Here is a 20,103-nt window from a genome sequence, read left to right as displayed (position 1 = left end):
GGTATGACCGGAAGCGACGCTGATTCCAGCCCCCAACTGACCGCCTGCCGTAAATCACTTTAATTTCAGCAGTTGTTATTAAAGGATACCCTTTTACGAGGGTATCCCTTCAGACTGATAACAAACGCTACATTGCCGGATGTGCTGCGCTTACCAGGCCTATATAACCCCTGCAATATATTGAATTTATTGTTTTTGTACCCCAGTCGGCATAAACGACCACACAAGAAACTCAACAGCAACCGTTGATGTCAGCCAGAACCCGTTTTCCGCTTGCCAGAAAGGGATGCCTCGTTTCGCCATTTCCTGTGCTTTGACGGTTAAGACAACCGGCGATCCGTGTCTTGCTCCCACTTTGCGTGCCGTTGCTTCATCAGCAGAGAGATGCACGTAATGACGATCCCCTGCAATCAGCCCCTGTTTTTTTATCTCGTCAAGGAAACGGCTTGCCGTACCGTGGTAGAGAAACTGTGGCGGTGTTTTTTCGGCAAAGGAAATAGCGACCTGCGAAGTCGAATGCCCCTGAACCGCGCGGATGCACCTACCATCACTGGAATAACTAAAACGCTTTTTATCGCTGGTTGCGACCACGGTATCCAGCAATGCACGGGTTAATCGCTTGCCCGCTTTTTGGGCACAAAGTATGAGCTTATTGATATCCGCCCATCCTTCACGGTCCAGTACGATACCAATCGCCTCCGGTTTGTGTCGGAGGGCAAAACTTAAAAACTTGCTCGTATCCGCCAGCTCTTTTTCGTTGTACTTTGCCATCGCGTTTTCGTCCCTGGATTTTCTGTTTTTATTTACTAATGTCATTGTCACTGGGTTTATGAATTTTCTGCAACTCAATCCTGCGCAGAACCTTTTCCACACAGCGTAATTTTTCCCCTATGCAAAAAACGCATAGCCAGAAACATACTTGCATTTTCCCCATACCCACATGGCTGATAAGGTTTTTCAGTTCCAGGAATTTTCCTGGCTCAAGCAACACACAAACACAAAAAAACAATGGGGATTGTTATGACACAACAAGGGGATGCTGTAGCCGGGGAGCTGGCGACAGAAAAAGTGGGCATTAAAGGGTATCTGGCTTTTTTTCTCACCATAATCTTTTTTTCCGGTGTTTTTTCCGGAACAGACAGCTGGTGGCGCGTTTTTGATTTTTCCGTTCTGAACGGATCGTTTGGGCAACTGCCTGGTGCGAATGGAGCCACCACCTCATTTCGCGGGGTGGGTGGCGCGGGGGCTAAAGATGGCTTTCTCTTTGCGCTGGAGCTGGCACCGTCAGTCATTCTCTCTCTGGGGATTATTTCAATTACCGATGGTTTTGGTGGATTACGCGCCGCGCAGCAGTTAATGACACCTGTGCTAAAACCGTTGTTGGGCATTCCAGGGATCTGCTCGCTGGCACTGATCGCTAACCTGCAAAACACGGATGCCGCCGCCGGTATGACCAAAGAGCTGGCGCAGGAAGGTGAAATTACCGAACGCGATAAAGTGATTTTCGCCGCATATCAAACCAGCGGTAGCGCCATCATCACCAACTACTTCTCTTCCGGCGTCGCGGTGTTTGCCTTTCTGGGCACGTCCGTAATCGTACCTTTAGCCGTCATCCTGGTGTTTAAATTTGTCGGAGCCAACATTTTGCGCGTCTGGCTTAACTTCGAAGAACGTCGCAACCCAACGCAAGGAGCGCAAGCATGACAACTCAGGTCCGCAAAAACGTCATGGATATGTTTATCGATGGCGCGCGCCGTGGCTTTACTATCGCCACGACCAACCTGCTGCCAAACGTGGTGATGGCGTTTGTCATCATTCAGGCGCTGAAAATTACCGGCCTGCTCGACTGGGTGGGGCATATCTGTGAACCCGTAATGGCGCTGTGGGGATTACCCGGTGAAGCGGCAACCGTCCTTTTAGCCGCATTAATGAGTATGGGCGGTGCAGTCGGTGTTGCCGCCAGTCTGGCAACCGCTGACGCATTAACCGGCCACGATGTCACCGTTTTACTGCCCGCAATGTCTTTAATGGGCAACCCGGTGCAAAATGTCGGTCGCTGCCTGGGGACAGCCGAAGTGAATGCCAAATATTACCCGCATATCATTACGGTCTGCGTGATTAACGCATTGCTGTCGATCTGGGTTATGCAGCTTATTGTTTAACAAGGAGTTACCATGATTGATTATACCGCAGCCGGTTTTACCCTGCTGCAGGGAGCGCATTTGTATGCGCCGGAAGATCGGGGAATTTGCGATGTCCTCGTCGCTAACGGCAAAATTATCGCCGTTGCCAGCAATATCCCTTCTGACATTGTACCGAACTGCACGGTTGTCGATCTCAGCGGGCAGATCCTCTGCCCAGGTTTTATTGATCAACACGTCCATTTGATTGGCGGTGGCGGCGAAGCAGGTCCCACGACGCGCACGCCGGAAGTGGCGCTAAGTCGCCTGACGGAAGCGGGCGTCACGTCAGTGGTTGGTCTGCTGGGCACCGACTCTATCTCTCGCCACCCGGAATCCCTGCTCGCCAAGACCCGTGCGCTCAATGAAGAAGGCATCAGCGCCTGGATGCTGACCGGCGCTTATCATGTCCCTTCCCGCACTATTACGGGTTCCGTGGAAAAAGACGTGGCGATTATCGATCGTGTGATTGGCGTGAAATGCGCCATCTCTGATCACCGTTCTGCCGCACCGGACGTTTATCACCTGGCTAATATGGCGGCAGAATCCCGCGTTGGCGGTTTGCTCGGCGGTAAACCTGGCGTCACCGTGTTCCACATGGGCGACAGTAAAAAGGCGTTAAAGCCTATTTATGACCTGCTGGAAAACTGCGATGTGCCGATCAGCAAGCTGCTGCCGACCCACGTTAACCGCAACGTACCGTTGTTTGAGCAGGCGCTGGAGTTCGCGCGCAAAGGCGGCACCATCGATATCACCAGCAGCATTGACGAACCGGTCGCCCCTGCCGAAGGTATTGCCCGCGCCGTTCAGGCGGGTATTCCGCTGGCACGCGTCACCCTCAGCTCCGACGGCAACGGTAGCCAGCCGTTCTTCGATGACGAAGGGAATTTAACCCATATCGGTGTTGCAGGTTTTGAAACGTTGCTGGAAACCGTGCAGGTGCTGGTCAAAGACTATGATTTCAGTATCAGCGATGCCCTGCGCCCGCTCACCAGTAGCGTAGCCGGTTTCCTTAACATGAGCGGGAAAGGCGAAATTCTGCCAGGCAATGACGCAGACTTACTGGTCATGACGCCAGAATTGCGCATTGAGCAGGTATACGCTCGCGGCAAACTGATGGTCAAAGACGGCAAAGCCTGCGTGAAAGGAACGTTTGAAACGGCTTAAACGGTTGTCAGCCGCCCTAATGGACGTAGAATGCCCCCAAGGGCGGCTGACAGAGTAAAACGTAATGGATGACTGTGGTGCGGTTTTGCATAATATTGAAACCAAATGGCTTTATGATTTTCTGACTCTGGAAAAATGCCGCAATTTTTCCCAGGCGGCAGTCAGTCGCAACGTCTCGCAACCGGCATTCAGCCGCCGCATCCGTGCACTGGAACAGGCGATTGGCGTTGAATTGTTTAACCGCCAGGTGACGCCACTGCAACTCTCAGAACAAGGGAAAATCTTCCATTCGCAGATCCGCCATCTGTTGCAACAGTTAGAAAGCAACCTTGCAGAGCTGCGTGGCGGCAGCGATTACGCGCAACGTAAAATCAAGATAGCCGCTGCACACTCTCTTTCCCTCGGTCTGTTACCGTCCATTATCAGCCAGATGCCGCCGCTCTTTACCTGGGCAATTGAAGCCATTGATGTCGATGAAGCGGTCGATAAACTGCGTGAAGGGCAAAGTGACTGTATTTTTTCCTTTCACGACGAAGATTTGCTGGAAGCGCCGTTTGACCACATTCGCTTATTTGAATCTCAATTGTTCCCTGTCTGCGCCAGTGACGAACACGGAGAAGCACTTTTTAACCTCGCGCAGCCACACTTTCCGTTACTGAATTACAGCTGCAACTCCTACATGGGGCGATTGATTAATCGCACCCTGACGCGCCACAGTGAGTTAAGTTTCAGCACCTTTTTTGTCTCTTCGATGAGCGAGCTTTTAAAGCAGGTTGCCCTCGACGGCTGTGGGATTGCCTGGCTGCCGGAGTATGCCATCCAACAAGAAATTCGCAGCGGGCAGCTCGTTGTGCTGAATCGGGACGAACAGGTGATCCCGATTCAGGCCTACGCATACCGGATGAATACCCGCATGAATCCAGTTGCCGAACGCTTCTGGCGTGAACTGCGCGAGCTGGAGATTGTGCTTAGCTGACATTCTCAAGCGTCGCACTGCGCCAACCGCCATTATCCCAGACCAGATCAAACGTTAGCGGTTCATCGTCGTGGTACAGCATTATCTCAAGGCTGATCGCCAGAGTGTGGCAGTACGCTTCTTTCAAATTAACCTGCAACGCCGCAATCCGTGGCTCATGAAATAACAGTGCAGAACGCAGCTGACGGCAATACCAGCTCTGGAGATGTTTGTCGCTCGGGTTATGCACTTGCCACTCGGGCATGCCTGAAACAAGTAATGACGGTAATGCCGAATGAGGAGAATTAAAAAGAGTGAGGAGATCGCTGCATACCGATTTACGCAGCAATGACGTTTTATTGCCTGAAATTTCAGGTAAAACAGCCTGAAGTGATTGGCGCATCATTTTGCGCACTCCTGACGTTTAGCAACATATGCGGCTTGCCCTGAACACCGGGCACCACTGTATTGATGCTCATTTTCCATAGCCATTCCCTTTTGTTCATTACATCCATGTCAGTCTGAGACAGGCCTGAATCCTGTCAGCAAAGTATAAAACCTTACTTGCCTATGAATATCTACTGACTTTTCAGGAAAAAAGTCATGATTTGATAAAAATCATCAAACTCAAAAAAAAACGCTAGTATATTCTGAATATTCCGAATAGTTACGTAGATGAAAATACTTGTCACCGCTGCTACTTAATTTCGGTGGGAAATTATTTATTTCCGCATAATCAGCTATGTATTATTTGAAACAATTAGTTTGTAAATAATATAAATTGATAACATATCAAATACATCAAAAATACCATTCACAGGCATTATTAATATAGACCTCAATATAGCAACATCAAATTCCAATTAGTAATAAGATATGCTTTTAAATTGCATGCAAATAATTTTAAATGAGCGTTTTTTGATACTTTAGAGTGTTTCCTACCCTTTAATATCACTGTGTAGAGTTGATATCACTACAACAGAAACATGCATGTCATTTGTTTACTTCTCTTTTTACTACAGAAAAATTTATCTATTTTTCTAAACATCAGTTAAATACTCATAAAAGGTAACTATTATGTCTATGCCATTAAGCAATGCCGCTAATAACCAATTCAATACAAATAATCACTTCCTTCATCATCCAAAAGTCGACAGTGAGTTAACACGTCGATATGAATATGCACGCCTGGATACGGAAAATATCTATCTTCTGCCTCTTGCTCGTGGCAATAACCATAATTACGATGGAAAAAGCGTTGTCGAAATTAGAAAACTTAATATTGGCAAACAGTCCTGACCATTTAATTATGTGACAGATACATGCAGAGAATTCAATGGTATTACAACAACAGGACGTATGCTCTATCGAAACTTGAAAATCACCTCAGCTTTAGACGAAATATATGGTGGTATATGTAAAAAGGCGCATGCTGCTACAGAGTTAGCAGAAGGTTTACGGCTAAATTTATTTATGAAGAGCCCTTTCGATCCTGTTGAGGACTATACAGTTCATGAAATAACATTAGGCCCTGGTTGCAATGTTCCTGGTTATGCCGGAACCACGATAGGATATATTTCAACCCTTCCAGCTTCTCAGGCAAAAAGATGGACCAATGAGCAGCCAAGAATTGATATCTATATTGATCAGATAATAACTGTCTCAGGGGTAGCAAATTCTTCCGGATTCGCCCTTGCCGCATTACTTAATGCTAATATTGAGATGGGAAATGACCCAATCATTGGTATAGAAGCCTATCCTGGTACCGCGGAGATCCATTCAAAAATGGGATATAACGTTATCCCCGGTGATGAAGATGCGCCACTCAAACGCATGACTCTGCAACCGTCATCTCTTCCAGAACTGTTTGAATTAAAAAATGGTGAATGGAATTATATTGGTAAATAGCCACTGAGAAGAATGAGTACTAATATTCAGGTTATACAGATATTTAAACAAAACCCTGCAATTTACAAAGTAATACTCATTGCGACTTCTTAATTTAAGAAAGCGCAAGGAACGTTTACCCTTGCGCTTATTATAATAAGTCAGGCGTCGACTTTATCCAGCGGCCATGAATCAAAGAGATAGCCGTCAAAATAAATATCGTCAACGTTCGAGAATTCCAGCAGACGTTGCTTAACGTTTTCCAGATGCTGCCACATTGCCAGCTTCGCCGCTCGGGCATCTTTTTTGATTAACGCGGCGAGGATCTGTTTGTGATCGCCCAACCACTCTTTGCGATACAGGCTGTCATCCAGATGGCTGTGCAACTGGATCCACATTGGATTGTTTTCCCGCCACTGCCAGGACTGACGGAATAACTCCACCAGCATGCTGTTATGCGTTGCTTCAGCAATGGCGAGATGGAACTGCATGTCACCGCTTTCGCTGCTACCCGGCGCGCTGGAAGCCAGTTCACGCTCTTCCAGTTGCAATGCCTGACGCATTTTGACGATATCTTCGCGGGTAGCCTGCAGTGCGGCAAACTCGGCGATGTTACTTTCCAGTAACTGACGCGCCTGTAACAGCTCAAAAGGACCCGCATCATTGCAGACGTTGGCATCCGGACTGTCTGTGTTGTGGCTGCCTGAGCTATCAAGCACATAGATACCGGCACCCCGGCGCACTTCCACCAGCCCTTTGATCTCCAGCATGATCAGCGCTTCACGTACCACCGTCCGCGTGACATCAAGCATTTCTGCAATTTCACGCTCCGGCGGCAGCCGTTCGCCAGGATTGTACGGCGTCTTTATGATCAGATCGCGGATCATCGCCCCGACTTCCTGGTAAGGTCTTTGCGCAGAGGTGACAGATTTCATGGTGTTGTGTCCGTTAGGTGCGGTTAATCAAATTTTTGCCGGATGCGGCGTGAACGCCTTATCCGGCCTACAACGGGCAATTTTACGGCCCCCGTTAATCTCAAACTATACCATTAGCACTGGAAGTTGGCACGTACAGGTGGGCAAAAAAACGAAAACTGGTCAACCAAATATCAGTTTGATTGACCAGTAAGTCTGTAGGGTAATCAGTTAGTTACAGCGCAGCCACACACTCGCGCGCACCGCGTTCGCACAGCTGCTGATATGCCGCCGTCACCGCGCCAACAAAGTCGGCATTCTGCGGCAGATCATCGGCAAAAATACCGCTCAGGCCCAGCAGCGCTTTCACGCGGTCTGCGCCCTGATACTGCGCGTTAATCTTCTGGAACTCGGCCAGCATCGGGTCGACCACGTCAATGGCATTACCCTGCTCATCCACGCCCTGGGTGTAACGCATCCAGCCAGCCACGCCCAGCGCCAGGTGACGCCAGCTGCCGCCGTTTTGCAGGTGCAGACGCACCGGGTCCAGTAGACGCTGCGGTAACTTCTGGCTGCCGTCCATCGCAATCTGCCAGGTACGGTGACGCAGAGACGGGTTGCTGAAACGCTCGATCAGCAGCGTCGCATAGGCGTTCAGGTCCGTACCTTCCGGCATCGACAGCGTTGGCGCTTGTTCCTGCATCATCAGGGCAAAGGCCGCTTTGCGATAATCCGGGTTAGTCATGGTGTCGGCAATGGTTTCATAGCCGCCGAGGTAACCGAGGTACGCCAGGAAAGAGTGGCTGCCGTTCAGCATACGCAGCTTCATCATTTCGAACGGCACAACGTCTGCAACGAACTGTGCGCCCACTTTATCCCAGTCCGGGCGACCATTAACGAAGTTATCTTCAATCACCCACTGACGGAACGGTTCGCAGGCAATGGCGCACGGGTCGTAAACACCCAGCTGGTCAGCAATTTCCTGTAAGGTTTCTGGCGTCGCCGCCGGAACGATGCGGTCAACCATGGTGCACGGGAAGGTGACGTTCTCTTCAATCCATGCCGCTAGCTGCGGGTCACGCGCCTGAGCCAGCCCCAGTACCGCGACCTTCGCCACATGACCGTTTTCACGCACGTTATCGCAGGACATCACCGTAAATGCTTTCAGCCCTTTTTCACGACGCAGACGCAAGGCTTCGACGATGTAACCAATCGCGGACTTCGGCGCAGTCGGGTTTTCCAGATCGTGCTTGATCAGCGGGTTATTGAGATCCAGTTGACCGCTTGCCGCATCAGCGCAGTAGCCTTTTTCCGTGACCGTTAGAGAGACAATCGCCGTTTGCGGACGCGCCATCGCGTTGAGAATACCTTCGCAGCCGTCGATTTCCGGATGCAGCGCTTCTTTCATCGAACCGATAATTTTCAGCTCGGTGCTTTCTGCGTCTTTTTCCGCTACGGTGTACAGCAGTTGCTGTTTTTTCAGGTTTTCGATCAGCATGCGGTCGTTGCCTGGCATCAGGTTAACTTCGCAGATGCCCCAGTCGCTGTCGGTGCTTTCCAGCAGATGATGGGTATACAGCGCCTGGTGCGCGCGGTGAAACGCCCCGCAACCGAGATGCACAATGCGTGATTCCAGACGAGAATGATCCCATGACGGGCGGGCAACCGGCAGATTGCTGTCAACAATAGTAGTCATCGTAAACTCCAGAATCCGTCTTCAGAGAGTGACGGCAAGGAAGAAGGAACCGGCACGGCGCGCAGCCATGCCGGTGGGTATTAACGGCTAAAGAAAGCGCGCTGGATCGCCAGTTCGACACCGCGAACTTCGGCTAGGCCTTTCAGACGACCAATTGCGGAGTAACCAGGGTTGGTTTTCTTCTTCAGGTCGTCCAGCATCTGATGACCGTGGTCCGGACGCATCGGGATCAGGTCTTCTTTGCCTTCCGCTTTACGACGGTGTTCTTCTTCAACAATCGCTTTCACCACTTCGTACATATCAACGTCACCGTTCAGGTGCGCCGCTTCGTGGAAGGTTTTCGGGTTATCTTCACGCATGGTGGAGCGCAGATGGGTGAAGTAAATACGCGGACCGAACTGCTTGATCATATCAACCAGATCGTTGTCAGCACGCACGCCGTAGGAACCGGTGCACATGGTGAAACCGTTCGCCATGCTGTTTACGGTATCAACCATCCACTGCATATCTTCAATGGTGGAAACAATGCGCGGCAAGCCGAGGATCGGGCGCGGCGGATCGTCCGGGTGAACCGCCATACGCACGGCAACTTCTTCAGCAACTGGAATAATCGCTTTCAGGAAGACGGCAAAGTTTTCGCGCAGTTTGGCTTTGTCGATATCTTTGTACAGCTCCAGGTGCTTACGGAACTGGTCGAGGGTATACCCTTCTTCCGCGCCCGGCAGACCGGCAATGATGTTACGCGTCAGACGCGCTTTGTCTTCGTCGCTCATAGTGGCGAAGCGTTCAGCTGCCTGAGCAATTTCTTCTTCGGTGTAATCCGCTTCCGCGCCTGGACGTTTCAGGATATGCATTTCGAATGCAGCGAATTCGATCTGGTCGAAGCGCAGAGCTTTGGAGCCGTCTGGCAGCACGTATTCGAGGTCAGTACGGGTCCAGTCGAGCACCGGCATGAAGTTGTAGCACACGGTGCGAATGCCACACTGCGCCAGGTTGCGCAGAGTCTGCTGATAGTTAGCGATCCACTGCTCATAGTTGCCAGTGTGGGTTTTGATATCTTCGTGAATTGGTACGCTTTCTACGACAGACCACACCAGGCCTGCGTCTTCAACGATCGCCTTGCGTTTGAGGATCTCTTCTACGGACCATACTTCGCCGTTCGGGATATGGTGCAGCGCGGTAACCACGCCAGTTGCGCCCGCCTGACGGACATCAGCTAAAGAAACCGGATCGTTTGGGCCGTACCAGCGCCAGGTCTGTTCCATGATTTTTCCTCTTTCACATAGTGGGTTCCACAGCAAAGAGACGCGGAACCTTGGAGTTGTTTAGGTATCCGGATGAACAACCAGACCGCAGCCGTGGCGTTGCATCGGATGAGATGGCGTATAAGTTCTACCTTTTGGTAAGACATGTCAACCCGAGTTCTGAAATTGGTTAACCACATCACAAGAATTTCACTCTCATGGTTGTTGCTGCAAATTGCAGCAAAGGGTAATCGATGGTTATTGATCAGAGGATGTGACATTCATCGCAACAATGGTTGACCAATTTACATAACATGTCGCCCAAAATAACAACGGTTCAACCAAGTAAGGTAAAACGTTATGCATGTGCTTAACATTCTCTGGGTGGTATTCGGCATTGGCCTGATGCTGATACTGAATTTGAAGTTCAAAATCAATTCAATGGTGGCTTTGTTGGTGGCGGCGCTGTCCGTCGGGATGCTGGCAGGCATGGATTTGATGTCGCTGCTGCACACCATGAAAGCGGGCTTCGGCAACACGCTGGGAGAACTGGCTATCATCGTGGTGTTCGGTGCGGTCATCGGTAAATTGATGGTCGACTCCGGCGCGGCTCACCAGATAGCACATACGCTGCTGGCGCGTCTCGGTCTGCGCTATGTACAGCTGTCGGTGATTATCATCGGCCTTATTTTCGGTCTGGCGATGTTCTATGAAGTGGCCTTTATCATGTTAGCGCCGCTGGTTATTGTTATTGCCGCCGAAGCTAAAATTCCGTTCCTGAAACTGGCGATCCCGGCAGTAGCAGCTGCCACTACCGCACATTCACTGTTCCCACCGCAGCCGGGTCCGGTGGCGCTGGTGAATGCTTATGGCGCGGATATGGGGATGGTTTATATCTATGGCGTACTGGTGACGATCCCAAGTGTAATCTGCGCAGGTCTGATCCTGCCGAAGTTCCTCGGCAATCTTGAGCGCCCAACGCCATCATTCCTGAAAGCAGATCAACCGGTAGATATGAATAATCTGCCCTCTTTCGGCGTTTCGATTCTGGTGCCGCTGATCCCGGCGATCATTATGATCTCTACCACCATCGCCAATATCTGGCTGGTAAAAGATACCCCTGCCTGGGAAGTGGTTAACTTTATTGGTTCCTCGCCGATTGCGATGTTTATTGCGATGGTGGTTGCATTCGTACTCTTTGGCACCGCGCGTGGTCATGACATGCAGTGGGTGATGAACGCTTTTGAAAGCGCGGTGAAGAGTATTGCAATGGTGATTCTGATCATCGGTGCGGGTGGCGTGCTGAAGCAGACCATCATCGACACCGGCATTGGCGACACCATCGGCATGTTGATGTCCCACGGCAATATCTCGCCCTACATTATGGCATGGCTGATCACTGTGCTAATTCGTCTGGCGACGGGTCAGGGTGTCGTTTCGGCGATGACCGCCGCCGGGATTATCAGTGCTGCAATCCTTGATCCAGCAACCGGTCAGCTGGTTGGCGTGAATCCGGCGCTGCTGGTACTGGCGACGGCTGCGGGTTCCAACACCCTCACCCACATTAATGATGCATCTTTCTGGTTGTTCAAAGGTTACTTTGACCTGTCAGTAAAAGACACGTTGAAAACCTGGGGTCTGCTGGAGCTGGTCAACTCCGTGGTTGGGCTGATTATTGTGCTGATTATTAGCATGGTAGCGTAAAAGAACACCAGAGCCTGCCAATGGCAGGCTCAGACTGATGACTAAAGTCTAAAAATGTGCCCGGACAGTCCCCTCGCCCCTCCGGGGAGAGGGTTAGGGTGAGGGGAACAGACCAGTAAAGTGCGCTTTGTTTATGCCAGATGCGACGCTGACGCGTCTTATCTGGCCTACAAAGGGCTAACGTGCAGGTTTTGTAGGTCTGATAGCGTAGCGCCTCAGGTACCAGCATTAGCAATGCGCTGTAATTTTTTTATTGATAAACAAAAGTCACGCCAATAATCGATTGCACATTCCCTGCAGTCACCTGCCCTCCGGTACGTGCGTAATTTGCCGTTAATCCCAGACTTACCGCCGAAGTTCCTACTGCTCCTAACGATACCGTGTTATTCGCTGGAATAATCGTACCGTTGCGCGTCAACTGTACGCCGACGCCCTGCGCTGGTGAAAACGACGCGGTATTGGTGAAAATCGAGTTGCCCGCATCTGCGGTTGTGCCGGAGAGGTAATACCCCAGGTTTTGGCTTTTCGCACAATAAACGGTAAGAGGAATTGGCACTGAACCAGGGTAGTCCGGCAGAGTAACGGTGACATCACGAGCAGAAACATCACAACCGCCAGTGGGCACCACCACATCATTATTGGCGTAAATATTCCACACAAACTGAAAATCATCGCTGTTATAGTTGTTGGTCTGTCGCAAAATAAGCACGGCAATTAATGAACCAGCTTTAATCGCCACCCCGCCCGCACTGCTCACAGGCGTCAAATAAAGCGCCACCGGCCACGGCTTATCCGTTCTCGAATTATAAACAACCCGCGGCGTTTCGCTGGTGGTCGGAAATGGATAGCTACTGCCACTATATTTTACGGTCCCGGAAAAATTAGATAACACGCCGCCGTAAGCCGAGCCTCGTTGCAGTGTGACATAGTCTGTAATGGTTTCCGGATAATCGTTATGGCAAAAGATTTGCGTCGAAAGATCTACGACCAGGTTTTGCCCCACATTCACGACAGGCGCAAGGTTTACATAAACATTAGCGCTGCCACCGCCAATAGGGATAGCGGTACCATTGGCGGTTTTACAGGCGAATGACCAGGCATTTACCGACCAGCCCATCAGCAGTACAGCAAACAGGGTAATAGCTCGTTTCATTACAATTATCTCTTCGGGTTCAGCTGTAGGTATAGGTGATGCTAATCACTGCCTGAATGGTTCCCTGAGTGGCTCCGCCATTTACCGTCAATGCTCTGACCTGTAACGGGAAGTGCGCTGATTGTGAGGAATCATCCACCTGAACTGTTTTGGTTGCGCCAGTATTCAATGTGTTGCCACTGTCATCCTGTAGCTCTAACTGGATGTTTTGCGCGGTCCCCTGGTTTTTATAATATCCGGTGCTGTCGGCTGCCCCGCTGAAGCTGGCAGTGACCCTCGACGTTCCCACCGGACAATTAGTCAACTCAAGCGCAACATCATGCCAGGCCGATGCCGCCCCGGCAGACATAAGACTGAAAGAATAAAGATCGCCGAGATCTACCGTGGCATTGGTGGTGGAAACCGTACACGGTTTGGCGACGACCTTACCGTTCACCGTGATGGTGACATCGGCTGCCTGTATCGTCGCACTTGCGAGCGCCAACATTGCCGCCAATACATACCCACGTTTGCACCATTTCATGAGCATCTCCAGTTACTGATATTCAAGAGTGAAGGTAGCCGTAGCATTGATATGCCCCGCAGTGACAGGCACCTGTGTCGCCATTAGCCGGGCGTAAAAATTCAGCGTATTTGGTTTACCCGGCGTCAGGGTCGTCCACGAAATCGCAGACGATGGAGCATTAAGGGGTATTTGATTTTGCTGCTCATTCAGAAGCTGTATTCCCAGTCCCGCAGCCGCTGACACCGTATTTTCAAGTGCAAGCAGGTTGGCATTGTGGCTATCTGCAACGCCGGTAAACCCAACTTTTACGGCAGAAACGGCATTACCACAGGGTGACAGCAAAATACGAAATGGAACGACAGGAGTCGTCGCGCCAATGTTGTTAAATTGCTTCGCCGCGTTTTCCATCAGATCAACAGTAAAATTGGTTGATTCAGCGGCCACACTACAGCCGTTATCTCTGACATAGCCGCGGATAGTAATCGTGCTATCCGCAGCCAAAACGCGACTTACCGCCAGCCACAAAAAAGCGCACAGAAGATAAAAAGGTTTGTTTCTCATCACGCCCCCTTAACGACATTCAGCTGATAGCTGGGTTAATAACTGCTGCTGACTCTCTGGTGGCAGTTGATAATTGGCGACACAGTGAGCATTTTCCTCTTCTCCCCATTTCACCTGAACTTTTCCCGCTAAAGGCATTCCGCTGAGGTAAACCTGACCATTATCCGCAACAATGCCGCTACTCTGGCTACTCTCTGATGTCACCATCGCCCCAAACGGCAGCGGCTTATTATTGTGAGTTAGCGTCATGAGCAGTTTTATCCCAACGCGCGCTTTAAACTCTGCTCGCACGATCGCCCCACGAGTGGGAACAACGTTAGCGACCGCGTTATCTAAATCGACGTTATCAGCCAAGGTATTGGTATCCAGCGCCACTCTATTTTCCCGATATTCAGTGGCATAAGGCAGCACGGCATAACCACGCCAGTCGGTACGCACCCCCGTCTGGTTTTCGACTTTTGCATCTTTTGCGCCAGGCGCTTTAACAAGCACCACCGTATCGTTTAACGGCTGCCCCAGCGTTACGCCATTGGCATGAGCCAATACCCCACCGCTGACTCCGTAATAGAGCTGCTTAATATCATCGCTATGGCTGTAACCGATATTGGCATTGCCGTAACCACCGCGATAATTCAGCGTGGCGTAGCCTGTACTTCCGCTATTACCATCGCCTCCCCTGGCATAGCCGGTTTGCACGCTATAACTGAGGTTGTTGTCTTCCAGCAACGTACCGTATACACCAGCCAGATTGGTCATCCGACCGTTGAGATCGTGTGACATGCTGTAGCTGGCACTGGCATGTCGCCACTGAGATTTACTGTCAGAACGCAGCCAGTGGCTGAAAGGAATATTGACGTTAAGCGCTAACATCTGATCCCGTCCTTTTTGCCAGGCGTTTTTCGTCAGGCTATAGCTGAGCGTCCAGTTGATATCTTCGAACGCAGTATTTAATCCAGCCTGGAATTGCTCATCGACATTACTCGTTCCCCAATAAGTTTGATGGCTACCACTCAAATACAGTGTTGATGTGCGCCCGAGTTGCTGAGTAACGGTGAGCTGTAATTTCCCGCGTTTGTTATAAGCGAGGTTGTAATAGTCGGTGAATTTCGGCTTAACCTGAATAACTCCATCCTGTGTTTCGATGTTGTAGCCATTCATTCGACTGTATGTTGTATCAGCGAAATTAAAATATCCGCTGGTCGAATAACGGTAACCCACTAACTGAATATTCGTGCCTGATTCATTGAGCGATTTGTTATAGAGAAAACGCACCGATTGTCCGTCATGCTGACTGTCATCGGGAAGTGTGGAATTAGCCTGCGTCATATCCACAGACAGAGCGCCCAGTGCCCCCATGTTTTTCCCGATACCGAAATTAAAAGCACGATAACGATCCGCCAGTTGCGTTCCACCATATATTGTCCAGCCAGCCGGAAGGCCGTGGAGTAATGTACTCTGGAAAAAGCGGGGTTTTTCCTGCTGCGCATTTCCACTACGGTATTCTCCTGCCGTAATGGAATAACGAGTATGCCCTTCACGTTGCAAAAGCGGGACTGACGAATAGGGTACGGTAAAAATCTGCGTGCTGCCGTCAGCCTCTTTGATCGTTACCTGCAAGTCACCACTATTACCTGCGGCATAGATATCGTTGATGGTAAAAGGCCCCGGTGGCACCGTACTATTATAAATGCCATATCCATTTTGTTTAATAGTGACCTGTGCAGTACCACGAGCAATACCGTGGATCACCGGGGCAAATCCTCTTTGGCTATCGGGTAACATATTGTCATCTGAGGCCAATTGTGCGCCGCGAAAGTTAATACCATCGAAAATATCGCCCTGGGTATAACCATCACCCAACGTCAGCCGGGAACGTAAAGGAATTATGTCTCGCTCAATCTAGGTAATGATATGCTGCCATTTATTTTTGCTACCTGATGAACTGTCGCTACTGTTATAACTCCAGGTGGTATTGTCGCGTAAACGCCACGCACCAATATTTAACCCACTCTGTAGGTTGAAATATGCATAATGGCTGTTACCCCCAATCCGATTCTGTACACTATTTCCGCTGAAATTATAATTGAGCAATCCGGCATTAATACCGGGATCCCATAACTCAGGAGGAATATAACCACGCGCGCGATTACTCATAAATGCCTGAGGGATCGTCAGGTTCAGTCGCTGCTGACCAACATCCAGATGCGCAGTAGCGTCCTGGACCATTGTGGTTAATGGCACACAGGCATCATCCGCCAGCAGATTCATACCGGCGACAGAAGCCGTATTCAGCCCCATACTGGCGAGTTGCGCGCGTGTCAGGCAGGGAACAATCCCTTGTTCACTGTCGCCCGTATTAAATGTGACATCACGCGTTGCCATATAACCATTATTCAAATAGATATCGACGCGATACGTCCCTGGCGGTAATTCTTGCCCATTTTCAAAACGCGATAAATCGGCCACAGCCTGGGGATCATCCGCTAAAAAGCGCAGATTAAAATAGAGGTCGGCAGATGACAAAGGTGCCTGTGCGGCAAAAGCACAGGCGACAACGAGTCGGACAAAAAAACCAGCCAAACGATGCTTACGAATATGCAAGCATTGTGTGTTTCGCTGGTAAAGTCTTAAATTCAGATATGACATTATTCCTCCGGTTTAAAATCACCCGGCAGTCAATTCTTTTTATTCAGGCGAAAAATTCCCCCTGCGTTATTCCATTACGCCCGTCATTTTGGGGGTAAGTGCGCCATAATCATTTATTGTTCGGTAAGTAATATTGCTTCCTGCATCAGAAGGCAATTTAACCGTGCTTTCGCCCATTGGAGGCACCAATGCATTTTCAAGAACCCAGGTTCCGGCATTCAACTCTGTTACCGTCAGGTAATAGGGTGTCGGGTTAATCAGCGTCAGAGAATTCGCGCTACGACGAAATCTTAATTTTTCTGCGGCCTGATCGGGTGGCAACGCTAATTTAGCCGGGCGATAGTACAGTTTAATGCGGCTGATAATTGCGAGCTGTAGCGTATTCTCAGTCAATTTTGATTTATCCATTGACGGAATCGCTTTAACGTTCATCCAGAATAAACTTTCCCGGTCCTGTGGCAATTGGTTATTTGTTGCATCAAGAATACGTAAGGTATTCTCTTTTTTTCCCTTCATCGCAAACAGAGGAGGCGTCACGATAAAACGACCATCCTTTACACCATCGGCATTTTCCACCCATGATTGAATTAAATAGGTACTATTTTCATCATTATTTGTCACGGCAAGTTGCACTTGTTTTTGCCCTGCCGGATAAATTACGTGAGTCGCACCTAAGGCCACTCCTGCTTCAGCGCGTCCGGCAACCATCATTGCCATGAACATCAGGATACCTGCCAGCAAGCAGAATGTTATTTCCTGCGATTTCCTTACATTGACGTTTTTATTACTCACTGTCCTGTTCCTGTTATCACATTATCTACTGAACAATTACCGATAGGTTAAAGAGAACCAGGCCTGGGCATTGGCGATGCCGCCAGTAACCCGACGCCCGGTAGCACGATATTTGGCGATGAAATGTAGCGAAGTAGAGCCTGAGTAAAGCCGTTTCCAGTTTGCTGGAGGACGATTAATCGGTACGAGGTTTTCTTCATCATCAAACAACGCTACACCAATATTGGAGGCTATCCCTGGCCCCTCTCCCACGGAGAGCACATCCGGATTTTTACCATCCGCGACACCGTGAAACGCCACACCCACACGTTCACTCACCACCGTGCTACATTCCCGTAAATGAATAACAAAAGGCACCGGTGCGCTATCTTCCCCTGCCGCATGAAACCGGTTACTACTGATTTGCCCCATATTGACCGTCATTTGTTTATCACCGGCTTCAATCCGGCAAGTTTCCGCAATAATGACGCCCTGAAATTGCATATTTCCGCCGGGCAGCGTGGTATTCCATTTATTTCCGGCCAGAGCAAACATTGGCAGCAACGACGCTAACAGAAATAATCTCTTCCTTTTCATCGTTATTTTTATCGCACAAGGGTGGGTATCCCTGCCCGTAATGACGTCCTTGAACCTGGGTAGGTTATTGATACTGAACCTTGAAGGTTGCATCCGCATTAGCTGCACCCGGGGTTGCCTCGCCGATTGCATAATAACGCGCCTGGAACGGAATGGTGTTGGTACCGTTATTCAGGGTTGTTTGTGCACTAAATGTCGCACCGTCCAGCGTCAGAGCATTGCCTGTTCTGTCCAGGATCTGCACGCCAACGTTTGTTGCACTACCTGCAGCAGAACTCTGCAGAGCCAGTACATCAGTACGCGTAGCATCAATTGCCGTACCTAAGAAGGCAACAGCGGCTTTTGTGGCAACAGTGGTATCGCAATCATTCAGCTGAATGTTAAAACCAACGGCAGAGCTGGTTGCTCCAGCCTGCTTCAGGCTAGCGGTACGAACCTGTCCCAACTGAACGGTTTGATCAACAGAGCCTGCATCAACTGCGCAAGCGGCGTTAACAACTTCCCCTTTAAAGTGAATGGTCCCACCATTTACCGTCGTAGTATCGGCCAGAGCCGCTGCGGAACTGAGGGACAGAGCCGACAGAACAACGATTGCCAGAGTTTTAATTTTCATGCTGCTTTCCTTTAAAAAAACTATTTCTAAATCGACATGGGCAGTCGTTCTGTACACTTTGTTTTGTCAACGAGTTTGACTGCCAACACTGCACAGTTTTCCCCCAAAAGATGAAACATTTGGGGCCATTTTGACTCATAGAGGAAAGCATCGCGCACAAACTTTTTCAGTTTATTTGTTGGCTTAATATTCTATTGTTATCTTTATTTATAGATTTTTATATTGCATGAGGTAGTTTTTGGAGAGAAGAATGAGGAAGATGCGTCGAGCCACAGAAACGTTAGCTTTACATATAGCGGAGGTGATGTGAAATTAATTTACAAGAGAAATAATTTACATATCAAATAGTTAGATGCTTTTTGTCGTTTTTTAATATTTTTATGCTTGAGAAAAAACACGTAACTTATTTATGATATGGACAGTTTGGCCCCAATTGTCTTGTATTTATTTGTTTTTTAACTTTATTATCAATAAGTTAAATCAAACCTCTTCTCTTTTTAATTTTTCGTTTATGAGATTATTTCTTTCCCATAATCCGGCAAAACGAGCAGCATTACTGGCGGTATAACGCACAGTATGGCGAATATTTCGATGCCCGAGATAATCCTGAATTAAACGGGTATCTGCACCACGCTCCGCCAGTTCATAACCGCAAGCATGCCTTAACATATGAGGATGAGTCTGCGTTACGGTTCCAGCTTCAATACCGGCATCGCGAATAATGCGATAGGCCTGCTGGCGAGAAAGCCGACTCCCGCGGCGAGAAATAAATATAGCGTCGGTCCGGTCAGCGCCTTTCCAGTTAGCACGTTCCTGGGGCCAGCGTTCCACGGCTTCACGCTCATCAAAACGTAACGGGTGAACGGTAGAAAATCCGTTCTTCAGTCGGCGAATATTTATTCGACCTTCATTAAGGTCAAGGTCCTGATAATGCAGATCAAGCAGTTCACTAATACGCATCCCATGCCGATATGCCAACAGAATAAGACAATAATCTCTGGCTCCCGTTGCCCCGTAACAAACCGCCTGCATCATGGCCTGAACTTCTTTACCGGTAAGATAACGACGTTTACTCACAATAGTAGTACTCCTAACTGAGATATATTTGAATGAATACCTATAGGAAACCTCAATCGGTCAAAATTAGCCCAATAGATAAAAAGATAACCACACACGAAGTTATGTGGCTATCAGTCAATTACATCATACAAAAATAAAATATCACTGATGTGACAACATCTATTTTCATTGATTTGATTCAATATAACAATAGATTACAGAGGATTAACTTCCAGTTACTTAAAAAATAAAGAAAAAAGTGTGGAAACAGGAGAATTTAAGTGATGTGTAAACTTATGAATGATTTTGTTTATTTATTTTGAAGAACATAAACCATTAGATTTTGTATGGGTATGGTTAACTTAATGTTTATTATGATAATTAAGAATCACACTTACAATAACATCAATTAATAAATGGTTAATCATTTTTGATATATCGTAAGAATAAT

General features: G+C 48.9%; 19 protein-coding genes and 3 pseudogenes. 6 read left to right on the top strand and 16 right to left on the bottom strand.

The window, feature by feature from the left end; all coding sequences use genetic code 11:
• Positions 1-186: 186 nt before the first annotated feature.
• On the bottom strand, positions 187-771 hold the full coding sequence (gene kptA / locus ACUU1M_RS12195; protein WP_152028959.1) for an RNA 2'-phosphotransferase: 585 nt from the start codon (positions 769-771) through the stop codon (positions 187-189).
• 249 nt (positions 772-1,020) lie between these two features.
• On the opposite strand from kptA, the gene ACUU1M_RS12190 reads away from it, so the two are divergent.
• The 4 genes from ACUU1M_RS12190 to hypT all read left to right on the top strand — a co-directional run bounded on the left by ACUU1M_RS12190 (position 1,021) and on the right by hypT (position 4,323).
• A complete protein-coding gene (locus ACUU1M_RS12190) occupies positions 1,021-1,704 on the top strand; it encodes a nucleoside recognition domain-containing protein (RefSeq protein ID WP_005072381.1) in 684 nt (227 codons plus the stop codon).
• Positions 1,701-2,162, top strand: coding sequence for a YjiG family protein (locus ACUU1M_RS12185; RefSeq protein WP_000211961.1), 462 nt, complete (start codon positions 1,701-1,703; stop codon positions 2,160-2,162). The genes ACUU1M_RS12190 and ACUU1M_RS12185 overlap by 4 nt, the downstream gene beginning before the upstream one ends.
• A 12-nt stretch (positions 2,163-2,174) precedes the next feature.
• The gene (iadA, locus tag ACUU1M_RS12180; RefSeq protein WP_000568430.1) at positions 2,175-3,347 is read left to right on the top strand and encodes a beta-aspartyl-peptidase; all 1,173 of its coding nucleotides are present in this window, start codon (positions 2,175-2,177) and stop codon (positions 3,345-3,347) included.
• A 64-nt stretch (positions 3,348-3,411) separates the two neighbouring features.
• On the top strand, positions 3,412-4,323 hold the full coding sequence (gene hypT / locus ACUU1M_RS12175; RefSeq protein ID WP_000340753.1) for a hypochlorite stress DNA-binding transcriptional regulator HypT: 912 nt from the start codon (positions 3,412-3,414) through the stop codon (positions 4,321-4,323).
• Here the strand turns inward: hypT and iraD are convergent.
• From iraD to ACUU1M_RS12155, 4 genes and pseudogenes are all read right to left on the bottom strand, one after another.
• Positions 4,316-4,708, bottom strand: a complete 393-nt coding sequence (gene iraD / locus ACUU1M_RS12170) for an anti-adapter protein IraD (RefSeq protein ID WP_000986206.1) — start codon at positions 4,706-4,708, stop codon at positions 4,316-4,318. The genes hypT and iraD overlap by 8 nt on opposite strands.
• Positions 4,705-4,788 (bottom strand): iraD leader peptide IdlP, encoded by an 84-nt coding sequence (gene idlP, locus ACUU1M_RS12165; RefSeq protein WP_120795393.1) that lies wholly within the window; start codon positions 4,786-4,788, stop codon positions 4,705-4,707. Before idlP ends, iraD begins: the two co-directional genes overlap by 4 nt.
• A gap of 115 nt (positions 4,789-4,903) precedes the next feature.
• Positions 4,904-5,046: pseudogene (gene ytiD, locus ACUU1M_RS12160) on the bottom strand (protein YtiD).
• Positions 5,043-5,093, bottom strand: coding sequence for a hypothetical protein (locus ACUU1M_RS12155; RefSeq protein ID WP_418886025.1), 51 nt, complete (start codon positions 5,091-5,093; stop codon positions 5,043-5,045). Before ACUU1M_RS12155 ends, ytiD begins: the two are co-directional and overlap by 4 nt.
• Before the next feature lie 286 nt (positions 5,094-5,379).
• Here ACUU1M_RS12155 and ACUU1M_RS12150 point away from each other — a divergent pair.
• Positions 5,380-6,210 (top strand): annotated as a pseudogene (locus tag ACUU1M_RS12150) (DUF2686 family protein).
• A gap of 140 nt (positions 6,211-6,350) precedes the next feature.
• Here ACUU1M_RS12150 and uxuR read toward each other — a convergent pair.
• The 3 genes from uxuR to uxuA form a co-directional block, all read right to left on the bottom strand.
• Entirely contained in the window at positions 6,351-7,124 is a 774-nt protein-coding gene (gene uxuR, locus ACUU1M_RS12145; RefSeq protein ID WP_000844159.1) for a Uxu operon transcriptional regulator, read from the bottom strand.
• A gap of 214 nt (positions 7,125-7,338) precedes the next feature.
• A complete protein-coding gene (locus ACUU1M_RS12140; RefSeq protein WP_000208163.1) occupies positions 7,339-8,799 on the bottom strand; it encodes a fructuronate reductase in 1,461 nt (486 codons plus the stop codon).
• Positions 8,800-8,879: 80 nt separating this feature from the next.
• On the bottom strand, positions 8,880-10,064 hold the full coding sequence (uxuA, locus tag ACUU1M_RS12135; protein WP_000438578.1) for a mannonate dehydratase: 1,185 nt from the start codon (positions 10,062-10,064) through the stop codon (positions 8,880-8,882).
• 339 nt (positions 10,065-10,403) lie between these two features.
• Between uxuA and gntP the strand changes: the two genes are divergently transcribed.
• Positions 10,404-11,747 carry a gluconate permease GntP gene (gntP, locus tag ACUU1M_RS12130; protein ID WP_000558239.1) on the top strand — a complete coding sequence of 448 codons (1,344 nt, stop codon included), beginning with the start codon at positions 10,404-10,406 and terminating at the stop codon, positions 11,745-11,747.
• 250 nt (positions 11,748-11,997) lie between these two features.
• Here the strand turns inward: gntP and fimH are convergent, their stop codons facing one another.
• From fimH to fimE, 8 genes and pseudogenes are all read right to left on the bottom strand, one after another.
• The gene (gene fimH / locus ACUU1M_RS12125; RefSeq protein WP_000816511.1) at positions 11,998-12,900 is read right to left on the bottom strand and encodes a type 1 fimbria D-mannose specific adhesin FimH; all 903 of its coding nucleotides are present in this window, start codon (positions 12,898-12,900) and stop codon (positions 11,998-12,000) included.
• A 19-nt stretch (positions 12,901-12,919) separates the two neighbouring features.
• Complete coding sequence (locus ACUU1M_RS12120) at positions 12,920-13,363, bottom strand: fimbrial protein (RefSeq protein ID WP_077897989.1); 444 nt, start codon at positions 13,361-13,363, stop codon at positions 12,920-12,922.
• Between the two features lie 72 nt (positions 13,364-13,435).
• Positions 13,436-13,966, bottom strand: coding sequence for a type 1 fimbria minor subunit FimF (fimF, locus tag ACUU1M_RS12115; RefSeq protein ID WP_001244836.1), 531 nt, complete (start codon positions 13,964-13,966; stop codon positions 13,436-13,438).
• A 9-nt stretch (positions 13,967-13,975) separates the two neighbouring features.
• A pseudogene (gene fimD, locus ACUU1M_RS12110) lies at positions 13,976-16,612 on the bottom strand (fimbrial usher FimD).
• Positions 16,613-16,678: 66 nt separating this feature from the next.
• Positions 16,679-17,404 carry a type 1 fimbria chaperone FimC gene (gene fimC, locus ACUU1M_RS12105; protein WP_152028958.1) on the bottom strand — a complete coding sequence of 242 codons (726 nt, stop codon included), beginning with the start codon at positions 17,402-17,404 and terminating at the stop codon, positions 16,679-16,681.
• 36 nt (positions 17,405-17,440) lie between these two features.
• The gene (locus tag ACUU1M_RS12100; RefSeq protein ID WP_000824102.1) at positions 17,441-17,980 is read right to left on the bottom strand and encodes a fimbrial protein; all 540 of its coding nucleotides are present in this window, start codon (positions 17,978-17,980) and stop codon (positions 17,441-17,443) included.
• 64 nt (positions 17,981-18,044) lie between these two features.
• The gene (gene fimA / locus ACUU1M_RS12095) at positions 18,045-18,593 is read right to left on the bottom strand and encodes a type 1 fimbrial major subunit FimA (protein ID WP_000695529.1); all 549 of its coding nucleotides are present in this window, start codon (positions 18,591-18,593) and stop codon (positions 18,045-18,047) included.
• 480 nt (positions 18,594-19,073) lie between these two features.
• A complete protein-coding gene (gene fimE / locus ACUU1M_RS12090; protein WP_152028957.1) occupies positions 19,074-19,670 on the bottom strand; it encodes a type 1 fimbria switch DNA invertase FimE in 597 nt (198 codons plus the stop codon).
• Positions 19,671-20,103: the final 433 nt, after the last annotated feature.

The organism is Shigella sp. SIG6 (assembly GCF_053555815.1).
The sequence above is the reverse complement of the archived record's forward strand: the minus strand, read 5'-3'. Positions and strand labels throughout refer to the sequence as shown.

Excerpts from the sequence above, each read along its gene's own strand:
- kptA (WP_152028959.1), bottom strand. The coding sequence starts at position 771 with ATGGCAAAGTACAACGAAAAAGAGCTGGCGGATACGAGCAAGTTTTTA.
- ACUU1M_RS12190 (WP_005072381.1), top strand. The coding sequence starts at position 1,021 with ATGACACAACAAGGGGATGCTGTAGCCGGGGAGCTGGCGACAGAAAAA.
- ACUU1M_RS12185 (WP_000211961.1), top strand. The coding sequence starts at position 1,701 with ATGACAACTCAGGTCCGCAAAAACGTCATGGATATGTTTATCGATGGC.
- iadA (WP_000568430.1), top strand. The coding sequence starts at position 2,175 with ATGATTGATTATACCGCAGCCGGTTTTACCCTGCTGCAGGGAGCGCAT.
- hypT (WP_000340753.1), top strand. The coding sequence starts at position 3,412 with ATGGATGACTGTGGTGCGGTTTTGCATAATATTGAAACCAAATGGCTT.
- iraD (WP_000986206.1), bottom strand. The coding sequence starts at position 4,708 with ATGATGCGCCAATCACTTCAGGCTGTTTTACCTGAAATTTCAGGCAAT.
- idlP (WP_120795393.1), bottom strand. The coding sequence starts at position 4,788 with ATGGAAAATGAGCATCAATACAGTGGTGCCCGGTGTTCAGGGCAAGCC.
- uxuR (WP_000844159.1), bottom strand. The coding sequence starts at position 7,124 with ATGAAATCTGTCACCTCTGCGCAAAGACCTTACCAGGAAGTCGGGGCG.
- ACUU1M_RS12140 (WP_000208163.1), bottom strand. The coding sequence starts at position 8,799 with ATGACTACTATTGTTGACAGCAATCTGCCGGTTGCCCGCCCGTCATGG.
- uxuA (WP_000438578.1), bottom strand. The coding sequence starts at position 10,064 with ATGGAACAGACCTGGCGCTGGTACGGCCCAAACGATCCGGTTTCTTTA.
- gntP (WP_000558239.1), top strand. The coding sequence starts at position 10,404 with ATGCATGTGCTTAACATTCTCTGGGTGGTATTCGGCATTGGCCTGATG.
- fimH (WP_000816511.1), bottom strand. The coding sequence starts at position 12,900 with ATGAAACGAGCTATTACCCTGTTTGCTGTACTGCTGATGGGCTGGTCG.
- fimF (WP_001244836.1), bottom strand. The coding sequence starts at position 13,966 with ATGAGAAACAAACCTTTTTATCTTCTGTGCGCTTTTTTGTGGCTGGCG.
- ACUU1M_RS12100 (WP_000824102.1), bottom strand. The coding sequence starts at position 17,980 with ATGAAAAGGAAGAGATTATTTCTGTTAGCGTCGTTGCTGCCAATGTTT.
- fimA (WP_000695529.1), bottom strand. The coding sequence starts at position 18,593 with ATGAAAATTAAAACTCTGGCAATCGTTGTTCTGTCGGCTCTGTCCCTC.